This window comes from Pseudomonas sp. (genome assembly GCF_049590575.1).
Lineage (GTDB): Bacteria > Pseudomonadota > Gammaproteobacteria > Pseudomonadales > Pseudomonadaceae > Aquipseudomonas.
The window spans coordinates 1-20,693 of record NZ_JBAWDE010000387.1 but is presented as its reverse complement, the minus strand read 5'-3'; the positions used below and the strand labels follow the sequence as shown (position 1 = coordinate 20,693).

Here is a 20,693-nt window from a genome sequence, read left to right as displayed (position 1 = left end):
CCCGCAACATGGAGCCTGCAGCCTCGACCAGGGAAGGAAAAGTGCACATATCCACCGGGTAGGTATTACATTGAGAACAAATCCTGCAACACCTTTCTATTCCCCCCTTACGAACGCGCCCCAACACGCCCAGGTGAGTGATGGCGTCGATACAACGCTGCGTCCTGACGACCCGCATGTAAGAAAAATGAAAATGCCGTCCTTTCGAACAAAGCAATGCATTGGGCAACTCACACGAGACCCAGGCGCTTGGCGAGACTGGAACCAGAACAACAAAACCGAGATTTCCTACTACTTCAATTCTTACCGGGGCAACGGATTCAATGAAGAACAGAAAAACAGCGCCCGGCGCTCAATCGAGTCCTGGAGCGATGTGGCTAATCTCGCTTTTACCGAGAACGGAGGACGGGCAGAAGGCAGGCTGACCTTTAGCATCAACCCTAGGGTTAAAGTTGCATACGGTCACTACCCCAGCAGTTTCGCAGCCGGCGATACCGCTTATAACCCCAAACACGTGAACCGAAATACGCTGACTCACGAAATCGGTCACGCCCTTGGCCTCAGTCACCCGGGGGCTTACGACGGGCGTCCAGACAATAGGTACCGAGTCTATGCCCAAGACTCCAAAGCCCATTCCATCATGAGCTATTACGACGCTCAAACCAGTGGCAAAAGAATCAATGGCAACCCCATTGCCCCCATGATGGATGACATCAGCGCCATTCAACATAAATACGGTGCCAACTATCAAACTCGCCGCGAAAACAACACCTATGGTTTTAACGACAATACCGGAAGGGACTACTACTTACTAAAAAGCGCTCAAGACTCCGCTAAATTTTGCGTCTGGGACGGCGGCGGCGACGACACTCTGGACTTGTCGGGCTATGGCACTAACCAAGTCATTAACCTGCGGGAAGGTTCGTTCTCTGATGTCGGTCACGGAAAAGGCAACGTTTCGATCGCCCGGGGCGTCACTATTGAAAATGCCATTGGCGGCTCCGGCAATGATGTGCTGATCGGGAACGACGCCGATAACCGACTCACCGGCGGAAAAGGCGGGGATCGGATGCGCGGTGCCGGCGGCGCGGACACTTTTGTCTATAACCACACCAGCGACTCCACGGCGGAAAACCCCGATGAAATCATGGACTTCACCAGCGGCACCGACAAAATCGAAGTGACCGAGATGTTGAAGAAAGCAGGCCTGTCCTCGCTTTCTTATGTCAATGCCTTCCGCGGAAAAGCCGGTGAGGCACATCTGGCCTATGACAAAAATACCGGTAGGGGGAGCGTGTCCATCGACACGACGGGTGATGGTAAGGCCAACCTGCTCATCAATACGCACGGGGAGGTCAAAGCCGGGGACATCGTCACGGCGTCTCAGCTCAGGCCTACCCCTCTCCGGCGCCCTCCAGCACCCAAGAATCCGGTACAGCCGGTTTCAGGCAGGCCAGAGATCAGAGCGCATTTCGTCTTCAATCAGGTGAGCGATTCGAGCCGTTCCAACTCTCGTTTGTTGACCGATTTCATCAGTGGGAAAGACATGATCGATTTGAGAGGCGTGCAGAAAGATGCCAAGACAAACTTCAGGCTGGTTAAGGCGTTTACCGGAAAAATTGGCGACACCGTCGTGAAGTTCAACCCGCAAACCCAGCGTTACTTTATCGCCGTGGACCTGACCGGAGACCGCAAAACGGACTTCCTGGTGAGAAGCACACAACTAATCAAGCCGGAGGACGTGGTCACAGGCTGACCGCCTTGCTCAAGGACAGTATTTTGCTGGCCCGGCGAGGCCAGCGAAGTGCTGGGTGAAACGGACAACACGGGGGCACCCCTCAAGTTATAGGCCAAGCGGTCGAGACACTGGCTTGGTTTACTCACTTATAGGGATATTGCGTGCTGAAAATCCTCCTTCGGGCTACGGCCCTGCTCGCCGCGCTGTCGATGACCGGCTGCGTGTCCTACACCGTCAGCGGCCCAATCGGCGCGCCGCTCCACCCAGCCGCTGTCAGCAGCCCGCGTAACGCGCAGATCGCCGATGTGACGGTGAATGACGCTGATGTCAAAGAGGCCAACAAAACAGCCATCAGCCACGCCCTTACCGTACAGCTCAACCAGTACGTGCGCACGGCGGGCTACTTCAAGCAAGTTACCGAGTACCCGGTGCGCCTGGAAGAAAACGATGTAACGCTCAAATTCAACATGACGTCCCTCAAGGGGCATCGCGCGCCGCACCCGGGGTACTTTCCCGGCGCACTGCTGACGCTGACGATCTGGATCTGGGTCAACGGTCCGATCTACGTGGACAGCTTCGATGTAGCCGGTGACCTGGTGATCGTCGATCGCAACGGCAAGGAACTGGCCAGCGCCAAGGATTCGATCAAGTTCGAACATAACGTCGGCCTTTACAGCGGTGAATATTGGGCGCCTTCGATGGGTGGCCAACAGTTGACCAAACTGATCACCCAACTACTCGACAGCGCCGCCGCCAAGCTGGCCAAACCCTGATTTCAAGGAGCGACGCATGAAAGGATTGATCAAACACAGCCTGGTACTGGCCGCCGTCCTGCTGACCGGCTGCGTGTCTTACTCGCAGCATGAACTACCTGCCGTACAGGCCTGGCCGCCGACCGCCAACATGCCCGCGCAAAAACCTACGGTGTATGTGCGCACCACTGCGCAGAACCACGTCAACGGCGGCCCGGGCAATGCGGCTGCCGGCGCACCCGCCGCCCTGTGGGAAAAGGCCGTGGCCGATTCGTTCCGCCAGTCCAAGCGCTTTTCGCGGGTGAGCACCGACAAGGTCGACTCGGACATCTATGTGGATGCCACGCTGCACAACAATGAAGAGTACAGCCCGGTGCTGACGTTCATTTCCGGCTTCACGTTCGCCATTATTCCGACCACCGCGAAGAACATCTTTACCCTGGAAACGGTGTTCAAGGACAAGGAGGGCAAGGAACTCGGGCGCGTCAAAAAGAGCGAGTCCGTGCGTACCTTGATTCATCTGGTGCTGATCGTGGGCATCCCATTCCAGGCGGATACGCGCGAAGTGGTAGAGGCGCTGACACGCAGTACGCTGGATGAGGCGGTGCAGCGCAAGCTGCTGTAAGCCGATTGCGCGCGCACGCTACTGGGCGTGAGCGCCTATTGGTTTACGGTGTTGCTCCAGCGTCAAGAAGTATCAAGGGAAGGCAGTCCCGATCCGCGACCGCTCCTTTGAGAACCAGATGCCGGTCACCTTGCCCACCACGTCCTCAACCGCCACCTGCCCCATGAAACGGCTGTCATTGCTGTTGTTGCGGTTGTCGCCCAGCAGGTAGACATGCCCCGGCTCGACCTTGACCGGCGTGAGCGTCATTGACTCAGGGCCCTCCACCCGGTCAGCCGGTGCGTGGAAGAGCCCGAGGTTCTCACCGTTGCGGATCAACTCGCCGTTGACGATGGCCAGGGTGTCCCCGCCCACGCCCGCCACGCGCTTGATTGCTTCAGTGCCGTTCCAGCGGTACACCACGATATCCCCGACCTTCGGTGGGCCGGGGCGCAGATCGGACACGATGTAGTCCCCAATCGAGACCGTGGGTGCCATTGAGCCAGTGGGCACAAAGTAGGTGCTGAAACCCAGCACCGGCGCTCGAAGCACGCTGAACAATGCACAGGTGATCACCACCATCACGCCCACATAGAGCACATGGAAACGCTTGCGCGGCACATTCAGCGGGCCGGTGTAGCGCCGCGCCAGCACGGCCGAGGTAATCGCCGAGGCAAGCTTGACCGTAATGATAAAGCCAAGCAGCACGTAGAGCCCAAAGGGCGACGAGGCCAGCCCGCACAGCCCCATCAGCACGATGCCGACGTAAAGCAGCGCCGCCACGCGGATGCCCCACTTGATGCGGTCCACATAGACCAGCCCCCAGCCGGCTACCAGGCAGGACATCAGGAAGGCTTGGAGGGAGAGTTTTACGGGTTTCATCGATAGTCCTTGAACAGGTAAAGGCACCCGGCAGTGCACCTGTCGGGGTTTATCGCAGGGGATCACTACATTCCCCCATTACCGGATATGTAAGACTTCACATACGTCCATCGAGTGAGGATCCAATACGCCGCGAATACAAACGTAAGAGGAAAGCCGATCCAGTTGTATACCCAAGGCGAGTCAGTGCGCAGGGCAAGTGAAATCACCGCAGCGATGATCATCGCGAGTAGCAGGCTAGCCGCCAGAATCATGGAAAACAGTGAGACCGATAAGAAAAACCCACCGATCCATTTATTTCTTCTCACCCGAAGCCTCCTCGTAAAACGCTTTAAAGGCGCTTTCGCTTTAAAGGGGACGGATTTATTTACGCTTTAAAGGGGACGGATTTATTTAGGTCTGGCGCTGGCCGGCAAGCTATTAAATAAATCTGTCCCCTTTGCTGGTTGTCCCCTTTGCTGGTTTTATTTCTGACGAGATAGCAGGAAATTTCGCCGCCATTTCTTCTGAATACTTTATTAACCTCTCTAAATCATTAATCATTACGCGACCTACTGACCTGAATGTCCGGGATGCCAAATACCCCACCCCGGCTGCTTGCTATGAACCGAGCTGAAAAAATAGTAGAAAAAATAGAGCGCAAAAACGTGGTCCGACCCCGATTTTTCGACCCCGATTTTTCTCTATTTTTCATTTCTTTTTTATGGTCGCCAATTGACCTCAATACTGCAGGTTCCGCCGCGCGGATCACGCTGAGACGTGATACAGCCCCACCAGAATTCGTGGATATTCGCCAGTTCGCTTCTTCTCAGTGGTTCGCCAAAGTGTTCGACCAAAAACCGGTCATGGGCGTTTTTTTGGTCATCGGCAGTGTCTTCAGCGTCACCCATCAGGGCGAATCCGAACATTTTCAACCTGTCGTTATAGAAGTTGAAGGTGGCGGTGACTGCCTGCCCGAAAATAAGGTGTGAGGCGCTGGCACACATGACCCATCCATTTTGCATGTCGATTTCACGGTCGAAACGCAGGCCCTGTTGAATAATTTCTTGCGCCATCAGATTCGCAGCTATGGATATGCGCCCATCAAGAACAAAAATTCCGGTTTCACTACTGGACGATGGTGACATGTGCTTACCTGCTGAAAGGGATCGAGTACAGAGGAACCAGTACATTTTCAAAGTTCGGGATAAATACCTGCCCGACGCCGCCGACGCCAAATTGTGGGTTCGCCAACGCATTGCCTGAACCGACCTTCACATCACTCATCACCTTATAAATCGTGACACCGTTGCGATAGGGCGGATACTTAGGGTTGGCTAAGTTGGCTTGAATTTGCAGCCCCTCATAATAGCCCTTCGCAGAACCACCCGTACTTTCGAACCCATGCATACTTGTGTAATAAGGCGACTGCCCAGGCACTGCGCCGACCACCAATGAGCCTTCACGCAGCACGGTATCCGTGTACTTATCAACCCCCACATAAGCCCCCGACCCCTGCCAGCTTGCAGCAGTCTCTGAAGGGGACTTGGGGATGGGGCCCAAGAACTCTCGGTCTCCTGGGACGGGCACTTTGACCCCCGCCGGAACGACATCGCGCCCGATGATTGCCGTCTTCAAGCCCCCCGGGATCCCGGCTGACGTGGCGTTCAGCGCTCCGAGCAGAATATTCGTAGCCCCATCACCGGTGTCACCCTTATAAGCCTGTACACCGCCGTAGGTAATCTGCAGAACCCCACTTTCAGCCGTCACAAGTCGCATCGCCAAACCTGCCGGCCCGCCCAGTGCATACAAGGCCGGCGTACCGATAGCCGCCTCCCCTTGATACACCTGGTCGATGCGCAATACGTTTTGCGCTTTGTAGTAAAGCTGTTCGTTTTCGCTAAGGGGACGGCTCATCTGCGCCAGCAAACCTTCCGGATAGAGGCGATCCAGCGAAGCCATCTTGTCGGGATACTTAGCCGCATAAGCCACCTCGTTGCTTTGCAGCAACGGACCTGGCCGTATCAACGCGTTGATACGACGATCAGCTTCATCCTTCCCATACACCGCGTAGAGTGCGTTAGCGTAATCCCCGAGATACGCCTCTGCGGCTGCTTTATCAGCCTGCGACATGGAGCCAGGATTACGGCGCAGGCGCTCAACCAATGCGTCGGAAATCTGATCCTGCTGATCAAGCGCAATAAGTGTCTGCGCGTCCTTGGTGGTGTACTTATTGCGGTTAAGCGCATCGCGCGCCTGTTGCAGCGCCGACTCGTTTGCGGGACTCAACAGGTTATTTTCAACCGCATTTTTCCCAACCTGCGCCCCTGCTACCGCGTCCAGCGCGCCCTTGCCGGTCAGCGCACCGGAAAGGCCACCCGCCAACGTCGAAAGGCTGGCGATCGTCTGTTTTTGCTCTTGGGTCAGGCTTTCATTGCTGATGACGCCATACAGGTGCTCCTTGATCAGCCTAGCGGTTTCTTCCGCCGCGACAGCGCCCGCCACACCTGCAAGCGCCGAGTTGCCGCTAGCCCGGGCTAGTACGGCGCCCAACACCGCGTGAGCCATCAGGTTGGCATTCGGGTCGCCTTTGGTCAGGTCCTTGACTTGCCCTGCCAGATACGGCGCCGCCGCACCCGCCAACGCACCCCCAACACTCCCGCCCATGGCCGCTTGGACCACGGCGGTCACCGCCTGGCTGGCTTTCTGGAAGCTGCTGCCGATACCGTAGTCCTTTTGCGCCTGCTGAAGGATCTGATCGCGCGACGGGTTGGCAATCCCATCGTCCATCAGCTTCTGGCGGGCGGCTCGGCCAGCTTCGGTGTTGGGGTCCTGGGCATCCTGGATTTTCGCGGCGGCAATCGCATCACCAATGCCCTTGGTCAGCTCCATCGAACTCTTGATCAGGTCCATGCGCTCCTGCATGGCCTTTTCATCGGGTTTGTCGAGGCGTTGGTTGGCGTTGGCGGTGTCGCGGTTCAGGCCGACCAGATCGTTGGCACCCTCAGGGTTGCGTACCAAGATCGTGCCTTCGCTGACGGCGCTGCGGGTGTGGCTGTGGTCCGAATCGTCGAGCGCCATGCCGTACGGGGCACCCGGCTTGAGTGTGCCCACGCCGCCGCCATAGGAGCCGGAAACACTGAAGCCCGCCGACTTGCTCTCGATCTCGCTCTTGTTCTTGATGTCGCTGACCAGCAGGCGGTCAGTCAACAGCAGGTTCCGGTCGGCCGCGGCCTCACTGGCAATCACCGCGCCTTGCAGGGTAGTGTTCTTGGCCACGTCGATGGTGTAGCCGCCTTTGCCGGCATAGAAGCCGCTCTGGTCGGTCACGGCCTGGTAGTCGCTGTTCATTTTCGACGCCGCCAGGTTGGCGGACGCTGCAACCGTGGAGCCGTAGCAGAACGGCGGAATGCAGATGCTCGCGCCAAAACCGGCGCTGTCCTGCTTGCTCTTGGAGGTTTCGCTGTCCTGCAGCGACACAATGTTGAGGTCGCCGCCGATATCCGCATCGATACGGTCAGCGCGCACCTGTGCCCCGTTCAGGCTGGTGTCCTGCCCGCTGCGCAGTAGCAGCGCGCCGGTGTCCAGGGTGGTGTTGACCTGCGTCACGGAGCCGCCGGAGCCCAGGTTCTTGGCGGTTTGCGCCCCCAGGTCGAGGGTGAAGCCGTTTTGCTCGCCAACATTGAAGCTGGCACCGATGGCGGTCCTATTGCGCGAGCCGTCGTTTTTACGCTCGGTAGTGTTCTGCGCGCTTTGCATCAGGATGTTGTTTTTCGCAGACAACAACGTGCTGCCGGCTTTCAACGAACTGCCGGTAATCGTCAGGTCACCCAGGGTGCCCGGTGCATCACCCGCTGCGATGATCGACAGATTGCCGCCGGCGTTGAGGCTGCTCTGGTGCGCGGTCTGCGCCGTGTATTCGCTGCTGCTTTTGGTGCGAGTGTTAGCCAGCTCGGTGCCGATCTTGATCAGCGAGCCGTTGCCGGCCGAGCCACCTTTTTTGTCCTTGAAGTCGGTGCTTTGGTCAGCAAGCTCACCTAGCTGATTATTCAGGTTGTAGGTCGCCAGCGCAGCCTGGGCAATTTTCACCGCCTTGAGGCGCGGGTCATCGGAGCTGCGGGCCGCTTCGGCGGCGTCGCGGATGCTGTTGGCGGTGTCGACCACGGTGCCCGCAACCACGCGACCCACGGCCAAGCTCTTGGAGCTGTCTTTGCTGGTCTGGCTGGCGGTTTCCATGCCGGAGGTGACGGTGACATTGGCACCAGTCAACTGCATGTTTTTGGTGCTCACCAGATCACTGGCGATCACCGCCAACTCCCGGCCGGCGGTCAACGACACATTGCCCGCGCTGGAGCCAATGGTGCTGCCGGTCAAGGTCATCTCATTGGCGGTGCCGTTGTGCTTCGAGCTGTTGATGTAGAGCTTCTGGTTGCCGGTCATGTCATCCAGACCAAGCTTGTTGCCGGTCAACACCCCGGTGAGATCGCGATTCTTTTCCTTGTGCATGTCGGTGCGGGCGAAGGTGTTCTGCGCCGCGTCGATAGTCAGGTCGCGGCCAGCCTGGACGGCGAGGTCGCCGGTGCTGACCAGGGACGAACCGGTCACCGTCGCGTCGCGCTTGGCCGCCACGGTGACGGTTTCGCCGGAGACCATGCTGCCAACGGCGGTGGTGCGTTTTTCGTCGACTTTGTCCTGGACTTTGCTCGACTTGAGCCCGCCCCAACTGCTTTTGCTTTCCTTGCGCTCATGTCGGGCGCTGTCGGAATTGCTCACGGCCAGGATGTTCACGTCCTGAGCGGCCACCAGTTGCGTGGCGCCTTTTTCAGCGGTGACGGCACTGCCGGCCAGCAGCAGGTCGGCACCAGAAACCACGGTGCTGTTCGTACCGGCACTGACGAGGCTGCCGACGTTGTTCACCGCGTCGGTTTCATCCAGGCGGAATTTCTTGCCCTGGGAGGTCTTCTTGGTCTTGCTGTAGAAGCTGTAGTCCTGGTCTTCAGCAGCCTTGAGGCTGAGGTTTTTGCCGGACACCAGGTACGCCTCGTTGCCGGCACTCACTTGGCTGGCGACCAGCTGCAAATCCTGCCCGGCACTCAGTGTGGCGTCGCCGCCGGCCTTGATCACACTGGAGACTTGCTGGACATGGTCCTCGATGCGTTTGATCTTTTTCGAGTTGTACGCCAGGTGCTGTTCGTTGGCCGCCACGCCTGCAGTGAGGTCGCGGGTGGCGATGAGGTTGATGTCGCGCTTGGCGTCCACCTGGCTCGCGACAATGCTGATGTCGCGGGCGCCGACCACGTGCAGGTCACGGCCGGCTTCGACCACGGAGCCTTGCTGAACGATGTTTTTGTAGTTCGAACGGTTGCCGATGGCGCCGCTGTCGAGGGTTTTCGAGGCGGTGATGTTGACGTCGCCCGCCGCCTTGACTGTGGTGTCGGCACCGCTCTTGAGCACGCCGCCGACGTTGTTGACGTTGCCCCCGGCTTGCATGGCCAAATCGTTAGCCGACTCGATACGCGCGGCGCTGTCGACAAAGTCGCTGCGCTCGGTGCGGTAGGCACTGGCGCTTTCATGGGTGGTGACCGTGCGCTCGTTGAGCAACTCGGCACCCGCAGCCAGGTTGACGTTGCCGCCGGCAATCACGCCGCCAGCGCGGTTGGTGAGGTTGTTGGCGCTGAGCAGATCAAGGCGCCCGCCGGCTTCCATCAACCCGCTGTTGGTGAGGTTGCTGCCGACGTTCGCCAGCAGGCTGCCATTAGCACGAAGCGTACCGGCGTTGTTGAGGTTGCCGCCGGTGATCAGGCTGACGTCACTGCCGGAAATCAGTGCGCCATTCGGTGCCAGGCGGTTGTTCGCTTGCGCCAGGTACAGCACCGGCACCAGCACTTGCTGGCCGGCGACGGTGGTGTTTTCCAGCCATACGATGTCGTGGGTCAGGGCCGCGACCTGCTCGGCGGTGAGGCTTACGCCCACCGAGAGGTTGAGGGCGTCTTTGCTGCCGATGGCGTTGTCCATCAGGTGCTTGAACAGGTCGGCGTCGCTGGTCTGGCCGTCGATGAAACGCTGGCCGGTGCGGGCGAGTACGGCTTGCTGGATCAGGCGTTGTTCGTAAAAGCCATCGCCCAGGCGCTTTTGCGCGGTGTCCGGGTCATAGCCGAGCTTGGTTAGCAGGTAGTCCGAGCCCAGGAACTGGCGCATGTTGGTGAACAGCGGGTTGGTTTCGATCAGGTATTTATGCGCGCTGGCCGCGAACTGGCTGGTGGGCAGGCCGTTGACGCCATTGCCGTCGTTGAGGTGGAACAGGCCGTTCTGCCCGGTGGGCACATCGAAGCCCGGCAGGCCCAATGGGTTGACCTGTTGCTGGGCGAGGTCCGGCGGCAATTGCGCGTTGAGGCTGACCTCGGTGGAGAAGCCCGGCGCGTTGGTGTTGGCGCCGCTGCCGACGTAGGTGTAGCCACGCTGCACGACGCGGTTATCGATACCGTCCTGGGCTTTCACGTCCACGGCGCCACCGGCCTGGATCACGGCGGCGTAGCTTTGATTGGAGGGCGCCAGTTCGGTGGTCTTGCGCAGCGCCGTCCGCTCCGATTCCATCGCGCCGATAAACGTAGCCAGGGACGCTTCAAGGCCACCGAGGTTGTTGGCGTCGTACTGCGTGCCGTCGAGGGAATATTGGTCGGTGAAATTCGCCGCGTAGGTGTACCAGCCCTCGGGCTTGCGCTCACGCTCAGAGGTAAAAACGCGATCGTACTGGGTGTCGTGGGTCACCAGGCCGACGTTGCTCAGTTGGTTGACCTGAATCGTCATGGCGCCGCCGGCGGCGATGCTACTGCTGCTGTTGAGCAGTTCGCCGCCGGTAAGCAGCATGTCGCCGCCCGAGGTGATGCTCGAACCCGCCGTCGCGGCGCTGACGATAAAGTGATCACGCACGGTGATCTGGAACGGCCGGTTCTGTTTGCCGCCGTCGCAGTCGCCACCGGTCACGCCTTCGATACAGGCGGTGGGGGTGATCGACGCGCTGTAGATGCCGGACTCTGTGTTGAGCACCGTACGGATGTTGTCGAGGGTGCTGGCGGCCAGGATCAGGTTGCGCTCGCTTTCAATGGTCCCTGAGCTGTTGATGATGCTGGTGGCCAGCCCGCCCTGGCCGTCGCGGTCGACGCGCAGGTTGCCCATAGCGTAGATGTTCGCGCCGAGGTTTTTCAGGCGATCGACCTTCAGGTTCATGTCGCCGCCGCTGAAGATCAGGCCGTGGTCGTTGAGCAGGTTGCCCACCGCCAGGTCGAGGCTGCCCTGGCTGGCGACCGTGCCGCCCACGGTCCAGTCCTGGCCGCTGCCGACCAGGCTGCGGGTGCCGAGCAATTGCCCAGTGGCGGTTTGCTGCAGGTTGTCGACGTTGACCGTCAGGCGCCCGGCCTGGATCGCGGTGCTGTTGGTCCAGCTGGCTTTGTCGAGGGTCAGGTCACCCTGGGTCACCAGGCTGCCGCCAACGTCATCCAGGCTGATGCCGCTGAGGTCGAGCACGCCGGTGCCCACGTGCAGCACCTTGCCGCCGGTGTTCTGGAAGGTGGTGGCGGCGAGGCTCAGTTGGTCGTTGGCGGTCTCCAGGCTGCCGCTGTTTTTCAGCAGGCCTCCGATGGCGTAACGGCTTTTACCTGCGACGCCCAAGGCACGCATTTGCCCACTGTTGTCCAGGCTGGCGGTGTCGAGAGCGAGGGTCGTGGCGCTTTCGATCAGGCCACGGTTGGTCAGGGCGCCGCGCAGGCTGAGGTCGATCTGGTTACCGGCGATTTCGCCGCCGTTGTCCACATTCACGCCGCTCAGGCGCACGCGGTCACGGGCGAACAGGTTGCCGCTGCCGTTGTTGAAATCAGTCGCGTCGATCACCGCGTCACCGGCTTTGGCCGTGATGCGTCCACCGGTGTTTTCGAGGGTGCCGGCGGTAATCGTCACGCCAGCCTTTTCGCTGTGGATCAGGCCGTTGGCGCCGTTTTGCAGCAGGCCGGTGGTGGTGAGGCTCAGGCCATCGTTGGCGGCCAGGGTGCCGTTGTTCTGGTTGTCGACGCTGTTGGCAAACAGCGTCAGCAGGCCCTGGCTGGCGAGCTTGCCGCCCTGGTTGTCGACATGCGCGGCACGCTGCACCAGCAATGGCCCGACACTCGCCAGCTTGCCGTTGCGGTTGATCAGGTCACCGAGCAAATCCAGGGTGATCGAACTGGCCCCGGTGAGGTTGCCGGCGCTGTTGTCCAGGCTATTGCCGTGCAGCGTGAACGCGCCGGTGCTGTCGATGATGCCGCCCTGGCTGTTATCCAGCAGGCCGGTGATGTTGAGGGTTTGTGCGCCGTCGCTGAGCAGCTTGCCGGTGTTGCGGTTGTCGAGGCTGTCGGCGGTGACGTTCAGCGCCTGCTTGGCGCTGATGCTGCCGCCCTGGTTGACCAGGCTGTGCACGGCGGTTGCAGTGAGGGTGCGATTGGCAATCACCGTGCCGCTGTTGGTGATGTTCTGGGCGTCGAGGCTGACGTCGCCAGCGGTGTTGCGCGTGTTGTCGGGGTTGACCCCGGCTTCAATGATGCCGGTGTTGGTCAGTTGGCCGTTGCTGGCCAGGGTGATGCTGTCGCGCGCGGCGAGGGTCTTGCGGTTTTTCAGCTCGCCCTTGGTTTTCGCCTTGAGCGTGGTGCCTGCGTAGACCGGACCATTGGTTTCCAGGCTCGCTGCCTTGATGTCCACCGCACCGCTGGCGGCGGCCTGGGCCATGCTCAGATGGCCGTTGGCGTCGAGCTGGATATCACCGCCGCTGGCCGCCAGCGTTCCGTCGAGTTTCACGCCCACACCGGCTTCGGTGCCCACCAGTTTGATAGCGCCGGCGTACATGCCGCCCAGGGCCGAGGAGTCGATGGCCAGTTCCGGTTTTTCGCTGCCGTCATCGGCGCGTACGGTGGTCTTCAGTGTTTGTGCATCGACGTCGTTGCGCCCGGCAATCACGGTGAGCTGGCGCGCGTTGATCTGCGCGTTGATCTTGGCCGAACGGGTGATGATCTCGAAGCGGTCGACGTTGCTCGCGTTCAAACCCTTGCCGTCGATGGTCACCGCACCGCCGTCGACCTGGTAGTGGTCCAGGCGCCCGACTTTATCGATCACCGGTTTACCCGTGGTCAGGGTCACATTCGGGGTGTTGATGAAACCGCAGCCGTTGCAGCTGATGCCGTAGGGGTTGGCGACGATCACCTTGGCCGACTGGCCGGCCACTTCGGTGTAACCGCGCAACTGGCTGGGGCTACCGCCTTTGACTTCGTTGAGGATGACCTGCGCAGCGCCGCCCTTGAGGTTCGGGTTGCCGACAATGATCCCGCCCAGCTGGGTGCTCTGCACCGCGCCGGTGGCGTTGTTGAGGATCACGCCATTGGGGCCGACGTTGTAGTCCTTGAACTGGTTGTGGGACAGGCCGCTGCCATTGGGCGTGGCGATGTTCACCACCGGTACGCCGTTGCCCGCCTGGCCAACCGTGGTGCCAGGGCCGCTGACCACTATGCCGTCCGCCTGGGCCAGCAGTGGCTGCCAGAACAGCGCGTTGGCCAGGATCAGGGCCAGGCCGCGTTGGCTCAGGGTTTTCAGGGCAGAAACGGGGCGAACGTCCATATTCAAAGTCTCGGGCAGCGGTGTTGAATTACAGGAAGAAATCCAGGCGGAAGTAGATCGGCGCTTCGCGCTCGGTCACCACGCCAGGTCGCTCAAGGGAATGGGCAAAGGTCACGCTGGTGCTGACGTATTTGCCTCGGGCGAACAGCTCGACGGAATTACTCGACACCCGGCCGTGCTGGTCGTCGTTGTAGCGATCGTTGCGAATCACGCCCTGGTCGTAGCCGACGCTGGCGCCGTACTCAAGGAGCGCGGGGCGCATCCAGTCCACGGTGACCGGCCGCGCCCAGCGCACTTCGTTACGCCAGTAGCCGCCGCTGTCGCCGTTCAGTTGCTGGTCCTTGAACCCGCGCACCGAGTAGGAACCGCCGAGGCTCATGCGTTGTGGCGCGAACAGCACGTCTTCACTGCGCTGCCCGGTGGCCAGGCTGGAAAAACTCAACGACTCGCCCCACAACGTGAAAGGCTGCAGGTAGCTCATGGTCGCGGTGTATTTGCGATAACGCGGGGTTGGCGTGAGGTTGCCTTGAGGGTCGCGTTCTTGCTGGTTGCTTTGCGCGTCGAAGGCACCGATGCCGTTTTGCATGCCGACATCCAGGTTGACGAAGGCACTGCCGATGCGCCGACCGTGGGTGAGGCCAACCTGGAATTCGCTGAGGCGGTTGCTGTTATCCAGGCGCGCGTCGAGCAGGTAGTTGTTGGTGCGCAGGTGCGTGAGGCCGAGGTTGACCGAGGTCTTGCTCACGTCGTCGCGATGGATCACGCGTTCGGCACGCAACTGGTGGTTCTGGCTGTCGCCGTTCTGTTTGAACTTGAACCCCTGGACCACGCCGAACGTGCGGTACTCGCTCTCGCTGTAGCTGTAACTGAAGTTCCACCAACCCCACGGCACGTTGTAGTAGAGCATGCTGTTTTTCGAGGTTTTCTGGTAGTCGCTCACGGCGTCGTGGCCGCCGCGCAATATCAGCTGGTCGGCCAGGCCCAGCGGGCTGTCCCACTCCAGGCCGGCGCCCCATTGCTGTTCGCCGGTGCTTTTCTGCCCATCGTTATTGCGCGACAGGCTGGCGCGCCAGGGCTTTTGCGGTTGGTTCTTGACCACCACGTCGCTGCCGCCGACTTCGCTGCCAGGAGTCAATTCCATCTGCGCCTGTTTGGAGGGCAGGCGGCTGAGCTGGTCCACCAGTTGCTCGACTTCGCGCAGGTTGAGGGCTTCGCCGACCTTGCCGGGAAACGCCATGGCCAGTTCGCGGTCCGTCACGCTGCTGCCCTCGGCTGCCTTCAAGGCTTCGAGTTTGCCTTCCACCACCAGCACCTGGAGGTGACCGTTGGAAAGGTCCTGCTGCGGCAGGTAGGCGCGGCTGGTGACCCGGCCCTTGGCGATGTAATAGTCGGTGATGACCTTGAGCAATTCATTGAGCTGCGCCACGCCCAGGCACTGGCCGATGTAGGGCTTGAGCAGGCGTGTACGGTCGACGGCAGGCAGGCTGTCGGCGCCCTTGAGCTCGATGTCTTTGATCGGGAAACAACGGGTGTCTGCGGGCAGCGCCGGGGCCTGGGGTTTGGTGTCTTTGCCGGGCAAGTCCTGAAGCTCTTCGAGGCGTCGGCGCTGCTCTTCGAGCAGGCGATTCTGCCGATCACGAATCAGGTCCTGGTCCCCAGGTGTAGGGGCGGCCATCGCACTGTTCAAACTCAAATAAGCGAGCAGGAAAGTGCACAGAAGATACCGAGTCCGTGGCGATAACAAAGACATGTTCGATCCATCGAAAATCAAGGGCGGCAAACTAACATCGAACTAGTGCTAATCCAAAAATCTGAATTAGTTGCACAACCGCACGCGCTAATCACTCAACCAATTGATTAATAACAACAAAAATTATCAAAAAAGATAGGCAGCTCGTCACGGGAAGTATTATTCCGACAAGCGGCAACCGTTTTGATAGCGATTCGTCGGAGAACCTGGAAATTGCCATTAGTTGGCCATCAAGTTCTTGCCGAGATAAGTTAGTACCGGAAAAGTCGGAAAAGTTCGCGGGCGTTTTGTGAATTGGATCCCATTTGTCGGTATTAAACCAGATTGTTCCCACATTGCGCGGGAACAACCGTGCAGTTCAATCCTAGCTGGCGTCTTTGTCTCGATCCTGGCCGGGCACCAGGGTCAAGCCAGGCTTTTCCACATCGCGCGAGACGTGCGATTTGACTTCCGCCACGCCGCCCTCCTCGTCGTTGTGGATCACCAGAACACCAGGCCGGCGCAATTGCTCCAGGTCACCTTCGGCCAGGCTGAAACTCTCGCTCAGGTTCTTGTCGGTCAAGGCCTTGCCCTCAGCGCGACGCTGGGCAAACTTGCGCCCTTTACGCTGCTGGTAGCGCGCCCAGGTGACCAGGATCACCGCGTTGAACAGGGCAATCCATAAGTAGATTTGCAGGGTATTGAGCGCCGCAAAAATCGGCGCTTCGATACGCGGGCCACCATGGGTTTCGAGCATCGAGATAATCCCGCGCGCCAGCAACCAGATCAACCCGGCCCAGGCCACCAGGGTCAACAGTACGTCGATGACCCACATCACGGAACGTTGGCGAGTTCTGACCAGTTTCATGCTCACGCCTCCTCTTCAATCGGTTTGATACCGCGGTCCGGGCTGACCCAGCGGGCGCGCTTCTGGTGCTGGTTGAACAGCACCCTGGGGAAACTGACCAGGGTGGTGAACAGACTGACCAGCCAGAACACCATCGGGTACCACACGGTCCAGAACAGGGTTTTCCACAGGTCTTTCTCGTAGCGGCGGTCGATCAGGATGCTTACCGCAAACTGCATCAGGCAGACCATGGCCAACACCAGCCCGGTGAACGCCGGCGGCATCAGCGAGTCGACGGCGATTGCCTGTGGCAGCGGGATAAATTTGCCCACGCCCCAGAAGATCACCGAGAGCAAGAAGGTAAAGGCCCAGCCGGTGGACAGGCAGTACTCGAACAGCAGCGGCCACAGGTAGCGATGGCGCCATTGCCAGATGCCGCGAATGTTCTTGAACAGCACCTCCGCCCCGCCCTGGGCCCAGCGCAGACGTTGCTTCCACAGGCCGCCGACGGTTTCCGGCATGAGGATCCAGCACAGCGCGCGCGGCTCGTAGAAAATGCTCCAGTGATCGAGTTGCAGCTTCCAACTGACATCGATGTCCTCGGTGATCATGTCGGTGCTCCAGTAGTCGATGCGGTCCAGCGCTTTCTTGCGAAACGCCACCACCACACCGGACACTGTGAAGATCCGACCAAACACCCGCTGCGTGCGCTTGATCAAGCCGATGATCGACGAGAACTCGCCGACTTGGACCCGCCCGATCAAGGTCGAGCGTGTGCGAATCCGTGGGTTGCCGGTGACGGCGCCCAGGCGCGGGTTGTCGAGCATCGGCGCGACCATATAAGCCGCGGCGTTTTTGTCGAGCAACGCGTCGCCGTCGATGCACACCAAATACTCACTGCGCGCAGCCACAGCGCCCATGCGCAGGGCCACGGCCTTGCCCTGGTTCTGTGCCAGGTGCAGCACGCGCAGGCGCGGGTGCTGCAACGCCAAGGCGTCGAGCACTGCGGCGGTGTTGTCGGTGGAGCCGTCGTTCACGGCGATCACTTCGATGTTCGGGTACAGCTGGTCCAGCGCCGCGTGCATCGTGTCGGCGGCGTTATCCCCCTCGTTGTAGCAAGGGATGATGATCGAGATCAGCGGGTTACCCGCCAGGGTCGGCGCCGGCGTGTCTTCTTCCCAGGGCCAGTGGCGCTCCCAGTGCAGCCAGAAGTACACGCCGCCGGCAATCCACAACGCCGACATGAACAGCGGGTAGAAGAACACGAAGTCCATCAGGAACTGCCCGGTGACCAGGAAAATCAGGCCCAGAGGCACACCTAACACCAGCGCCAACACGAATAAAGCCAGGATTCTGTCGAACATGGTCAAGGGTTCCATTGGTTGGAAAGGGCCGGACGTACCGTCTTCAAGTCCGGGGAGTTTTCCAGGAAGTTGTCCGGGTAATAACCAAAACTCGTGACCCCCTGGCGTTTGAGCACACCCATCCATTCAGCCATCTGCGCACCGTCGATATCGGGTGCGGCCGCGGTGCGCCAGTCTTTGGCCTGCAGCTCGAACACAGTGCGTTGCAGCGCACCGGGACGCGCCTTGACCGTGGCGACCAGTTTTTCCAACCAGGCGTTGGAGGTGTTCAGTTCCTGGCCTTCCATCAACGGCATGGCCATGGGTGCGGTCCAGTTGTAGGTCTGGAGGAAGTCATCGAGGTTCTGCGCGAACCAGGCTTCGCTGTCCGGGTTGAGCATCGGCTCGGCGAAGATATTGCGTGCGGTCTGCACCTGCGGCCCACCGATGGCACGGACCTTGGCGGTCAGCTCCTTGGTGAAGTCGATCAGGTAGCGGCTCTTGAAGCGCGTCCAGCGCTGCATCACTGCAGGGTCGGCACGCAAGGCCGCAATGGTGTCCGGCAGGCCATTGGCGGCATAGGCCTTGAGCGCGGCGGGGCTGGCGTCTTCGAAGTCCGACAGCACGGCGTCGTCGTGGTACAGCACGCCGTCGATGGCGTTGTTGCGCGCCAGATCTTCATAGATCTCGCCGATAATCTTGCGCACCTGCGGATCGAACGGCGACAGGCGCTTGTACTGGTCAGGGTCGGTGCTGACCTTGCCGGTTTTCGGGTCCCAGCGGGTCACGCGCGGCAGCTTGGAATCGAGGGCGAAACTCAGCACCGGCATCCACGCATACACGGCGGCATGGGCCCGGGTGTGCAACTGCCAGGACACGCGGTTGAACAAGTCGGCGCGCACCGGCAAGTGACGGTTGGGGAAGTACACCGAATGCACCAGGCCGTCACCCTTGGGGTCGGCGAAGGCTTGCAGGAACACAGTGCCTGCGCCCATATCCACCACGCGTTGCACCAACTGGTCGAGGTTGCGCGCTTGTTGGGCCGGGTCCGGGTCGTAGACGTTGTCCAGGTCCACATGCAGCACCCGCAGCGGGGCCGCGGTTTGTGCGGCGACGATGCTGTTGGCGAAATGCTCGCCGTCCGGGTCGGAAGCCACCAGGAAGCGCGGGCTGTTCATCAAGTCACTGGAACTGTCGAGGCCGTCTTCCAGGGTCAGCGCCATCTGGTAGCCCTGCTCGCTGACGACCGCCAGCGAGGTGCCCTTGGCGGCGCCGTAGGGCCATACCCACACCCGTGGTTTTTTGCCGGTGACAGTTTGGATCTTGTTGGAGATCGCCTGCACATCCGCACGCATCCGCGCCTGGAACTGCGCCTCGGTTTCATAGCGCCCGCTGGCCGGGTCATAGCGCAGCGAAGTCGCGGCCGGCTCGAGGTTGCCCTGGGGGTTGGCGAGAATCCCTTTGTGGTTGGCGTCGGTGTGGGCGGCGATTTCCACCAGGCCGGACTGCGACACTTCGCGGATCTGCTGCCAGGTGAGGAATTCGCCCCGCGGCCGTGGTGAACCGGCAAAGTCCACCGGCTGGTTCAGCGGCGTGTCGATCCAACTGCCGACGGGCGCCAGCAGGGCCGGCCAGTGGTAGGCGCGCAGAATCGGCATCACACGGGTGTAGAAGCTCGAATAACCGTCATCGAAGCTGAGCATGACGGCTTTGGGTGGCAACTCGGGGCCGCCATTGCGGGCCGCGAGAATCTGGTCGACGCTGACCGCCTGGTAGCCGTTCTCGCGCAGCCAGGCCAGCTGCTCGATCAAGCGCTCGGTGCGCACCGCCACCACCGCCTGGTCGGGGTCGCGGTCCTCGATGTCGTGGTAGGCGATACCCAGGAAATGGTTTTTCGGCCACGCGGCTTCGTTGGCCGGTGTCGGCCGCTCGGCGGGTGGAGTGAATGGCGCGGGTTGCTGGGCGCAGGCACTGGCCAGCAATACACCCAGGACCAACAAGCAACGGCTGAGGACGGTCATGGTCAGGCTCTTCTAGAAACGGTAAGTGAGGTCGACGAGCAGGCGTAGATCGCGTTCGCGATCGCCGTCGTAAGGTCGGCTGATCAGGCTCAGGTTGGCGCCGGCTTCCAGTACATCGTTCCAGCGAAAACGTTGGCCGTAGCCCACCAGACCGATGCCACCGGTGGAATAATCGCGCTGACTATAGGTACCCGCACCGACCTGGAACTGCTGACTCCACTGGGTCTCGTAGCGGTGATAGAGCACATGGTTGACGTTGACCATGGGCAACACGGTGAAGTCCGACTTCGGGTTGAAGTAGATCGTGTCTTCCTTGCTGTTGCGGCTGGCGCCGACTTCAAGGCCCAGGTCCACTTGCACTTTCGGCGAGCTGTAGAGGCCTTCGCGGCCGCTGAGCAGGGCTTCGAAACGGTCGTTGCCATCGCTGAAATGCGACGGGCTGAGGGTCAGTTTCCACTCGCGGCTTTCATTGGCGCGCCAGCGGATGAAACCGCTGCCGCCGTTGGCGGTGATGTCGGCATTCAACGCGCGCAGCGGCGTGGTGGACAACAGGTAACCCAGGCTGCCGCCGTATTGCCAGTTGTCGTTGATATCGCGGGCAATCGACACGGCAGCGCCCTGCTTGGTGCCATTGCCGTAGGAATGGTTGGACACCTCGGCTTCCACGGTCATGTCACGGGTGCGTCGCTCTACGCCCACAAGCTGCCAACGGTGCTGGCCGGTGCCCTCTTCGAAATCCGCGCGGGCATAGCCGGCACCAGCGAACACGCGCCAGTCTTCGTCGATGGGCGGCGTGTAGATACGGCTTTCAATGCCCCAGTCCCGGGTTCCCGAGACGGCCCCTGCATCGCCGTTGTTACCGCCACCAAAACTTTTGCCGGTGTAGGCTTCGACCCGCAGCTCGGCCATGTCGTGCACGTCGCGCAGGCGGCTGAGGCGCTGCACCTGGCGGTTGTCCGGGTTGCGCGCGAGCACATCGTCGGTCAGTACGTCCATTTGCCGCCATTCCTGCAAGTCCATGGCGGTGTAGGCCTGGCTCACTTCCAGGCCAATGTCGCGCGGGGCCTGGGCTTCGGTTTCCTTGAGGACGCCTTCGGCGCGGCGCGGCAGATCGCGGGCGCGGTACATATCGGCCTGGGCCAGGCGCAGGCCGACATTGCCC

The 20,693-nt window shown here is 60.7% G+C and carries 11 protein-coding genes; 3 read left to right on the top strand and 8 right to left on the bottom strand.

Annotated elements, in window-relative coordinates; translation table 11 throughout:
- Positions 1–187 precede the first annotated feature (187 nt).
- From WBR57_RS26820 to WBR57_RS26810, 3 genes are all read left to right on the top strand, one after another.
- Positions 188–1,756: a M10 family metallopeptidase C-terminal domain-containing protein gene (locus tag WBR57_RS26820; RefSeq protein WP_424088138.1), complete on the top strand. Its 1,569-nt coding sequence runs from the start codon at positions 188–190 to the stop codon at positions 1,754–1,756.
- Positions 1,757–1,899: 143 nt separating this feature from the next.
- Positions 1,900–2,511 (top strand): hypothetical protein, encoded by a 612-nt coding sequence (locus WBR57_RS26815; RefSeq protein ID WP_424088136.1) that lies wholly within the window; start codon positions 1,900–1,902, stop codon positions 2,509–2,511.
- Positions 2,512–2,527: 16 nt separating this feature from the next.
- Positions 2,528–3,115: a hypothetical protein gene (locus WBR57_RS26810; RefSeq protein WP_424088134.1), complete on the top strand. Its 588-nt coding sequence runs from the start codon at positions 2,528–2,530 to the stop codon at positions 3,113–3,115.
- Between the two features lie 72 nt (positions 3,116–3,187).
- Here the strand turns inward: WBR57_RS26810 and lepB are convergent, their stop codons facing one another.
- The 8 genes from lepB to pgaA all read right to left on the bottom strand — a co-directional run.
- Positions 3,188–3,976 carry a signal peptidase I gene (gene lepB, locus WBR57_RS26805; RefSeq protein WP_424088132.1) on the bottom strand — a complete coding sequence of 263 codons (789 nt, stop codon included), beginning with the start codon at positions 3,974–3,976 and terminating at the stop codon, positions 3,188–3,190.
- A gap of 701 nt (positions 3,977–4,677) precedes the next feature.
- Positions 4,678–5,103 carry a hypothetical protein gene (locus WBR57_RS26800; protein WP_424088130.1) on the bottom strand — a complete coding sequence of 142 codons (426 nt, stop codon included), beginning with the start codon at positions 5,101–5,103 and terminating at the stop codon, positions 4,678–4,680.
- 4 nt (positions 5,104–5,107) lie between these two features.
- Entirely contained in the window at positions 5,108–13,591 is an 8,484-nt protein-coding gene (locus tag WBR57_RS26795; protein ID WP_424088128.1) for a hemagglutinin repeat-containing protein, read from the bottom strand.
- Between the two features lie 28 nt (positions 13,592–13,619).
- The gene (locus tag WBR57_RS26790; protein ID WP_424088126.1) at positions 13,620–15,341 is read right to left on the bottom strand and encodes a ShlB/FhaC/HecB family hemolysin secretion/activation protein; all 1,722 of its coding nucleotides are present in this window, start codon (positions 15,339–15,341) and stop codon (positions 13,620–13,622) included.
- Between the two features lie 364 nt (positions 15,342–15,705).
- Complete coding sequence (gene pgaD, locus WBR57_RS26785; protein ID WP_424088124.1) at positions 15,706–16,188, bottom strand: poly-beta-1,6-N-acetyl-D-glucosamine biosynthesis protein PgaD; 483 nt, start codon at positions 16,186–16,188, stop codon at positions 15,706–15,708.
- Between the two features lie 2 nt (positions 16,189–16,190).
- Positions 16,191–17,531, bottom strand: a complete 1,341-nt coding sequence (gene pgaC / locus WBR57_RS26780) for a poly-beta-1,6-N-acetyl-D-glucosamine synthase (RefSeq protein ID WP_424088122.1) — start codon at positions 17,529–17,531, stop codon at positions 16,191–16,193.
- Between the two features lie 2 nt (positions 17,532–17,533).
- The gene (pgaB, locus tag WBR57_RS26775; RefSeq protein WP_424088120.1) at positions 17,534–19,531 is read right to left on the bottom strand and encodes a poly-beta-1,6-N-acetyl-D-glucosamine N-deacetylase PgaB; all 1,998 of its coding nucleotides are present in this window, start codon (positions 19,529–19,531) and stop codon (positions 17,534–17,536) included.
- A gap of 12 nt (positions 19,532–19,543) precedes the next feature.
- A partial coding sequence (pgaA, locus tag WBR57_RS26770; protein WP_424088118.1) for a poly-beta-1,6 N-acetyl-D-glucosamine export porin PgaA occupies positions 19,544–20,693 on the bottom strand: 1,150 nt, incomplete at its 5' end.

Excerpts from the sequence above, each read along its gene's own strand:
- WBR57_RS26800 (WP_424088130.1), bottom strand. The coding sequence starts at position 5,103 with ATGTCACCATCGTCCAGTAGTGAAACCGGAATTTTTGTTCTTGATGGG.
- WBR57_RS26790 (WP_424088126.1), bottom strand. The coding sequence starts at position 15,341 with ATGTCTTTGTTATCGCCACGGACTCGGTATCTTCTGTGCACTTTCCTG.
- pgaD (WP_424088124.1), bottom strand. The coding sequence starts at position 16,188 with ATGAAACTGGTCAGAACTCGCCAACGTTCCGTGATGTGGGTCATCGAC.
- pgaC (WP_424088122.1), bottom strand. The coding sequence starts at position 17,531 with ATGTTCGACAGAATCCTGGCTTTATTCGTGTTGGCGCTGGTGTTAGGT.
- WBR57_RS26810 (WP_424088134.1), top strand. The coding sequence starts at position 2,528 with ATGAAAGGATTGATCAAACACAGCCTGGTACTGGCCGCCGTCCTGCTG.
- lepB (WP_424088132.1), bottom strand. The coding sequence starts at position 3,976 with ATGAAACCCGTAAAACTCTCCCTCCAAGCCTTCCTGATGTCCTGCCTG.
- pgaB (WP_424088120.1), bottom strand. The coding sequence starts at position 19,531 with ATGACCGTCCTCAGCCGTTGCTTGTTGGTCCTGGGTGTATTGCTGGCC.
- WBR57_RS26795 (WP_424088128.1), bottom strand. The coding sequence starts at position 13,591 with ATGGACGTTCGCCCCGTTTCTGCCCTGAAAACCCTGAGCCAACGCGGC.
- WBR57_RS26820 (WP_424088138.1), top strand. The coding sequence starts at position 188 with ATGAAAATGCCGTCCTTTCGAACAAAGCAATGCATTGGGCAACTCACA.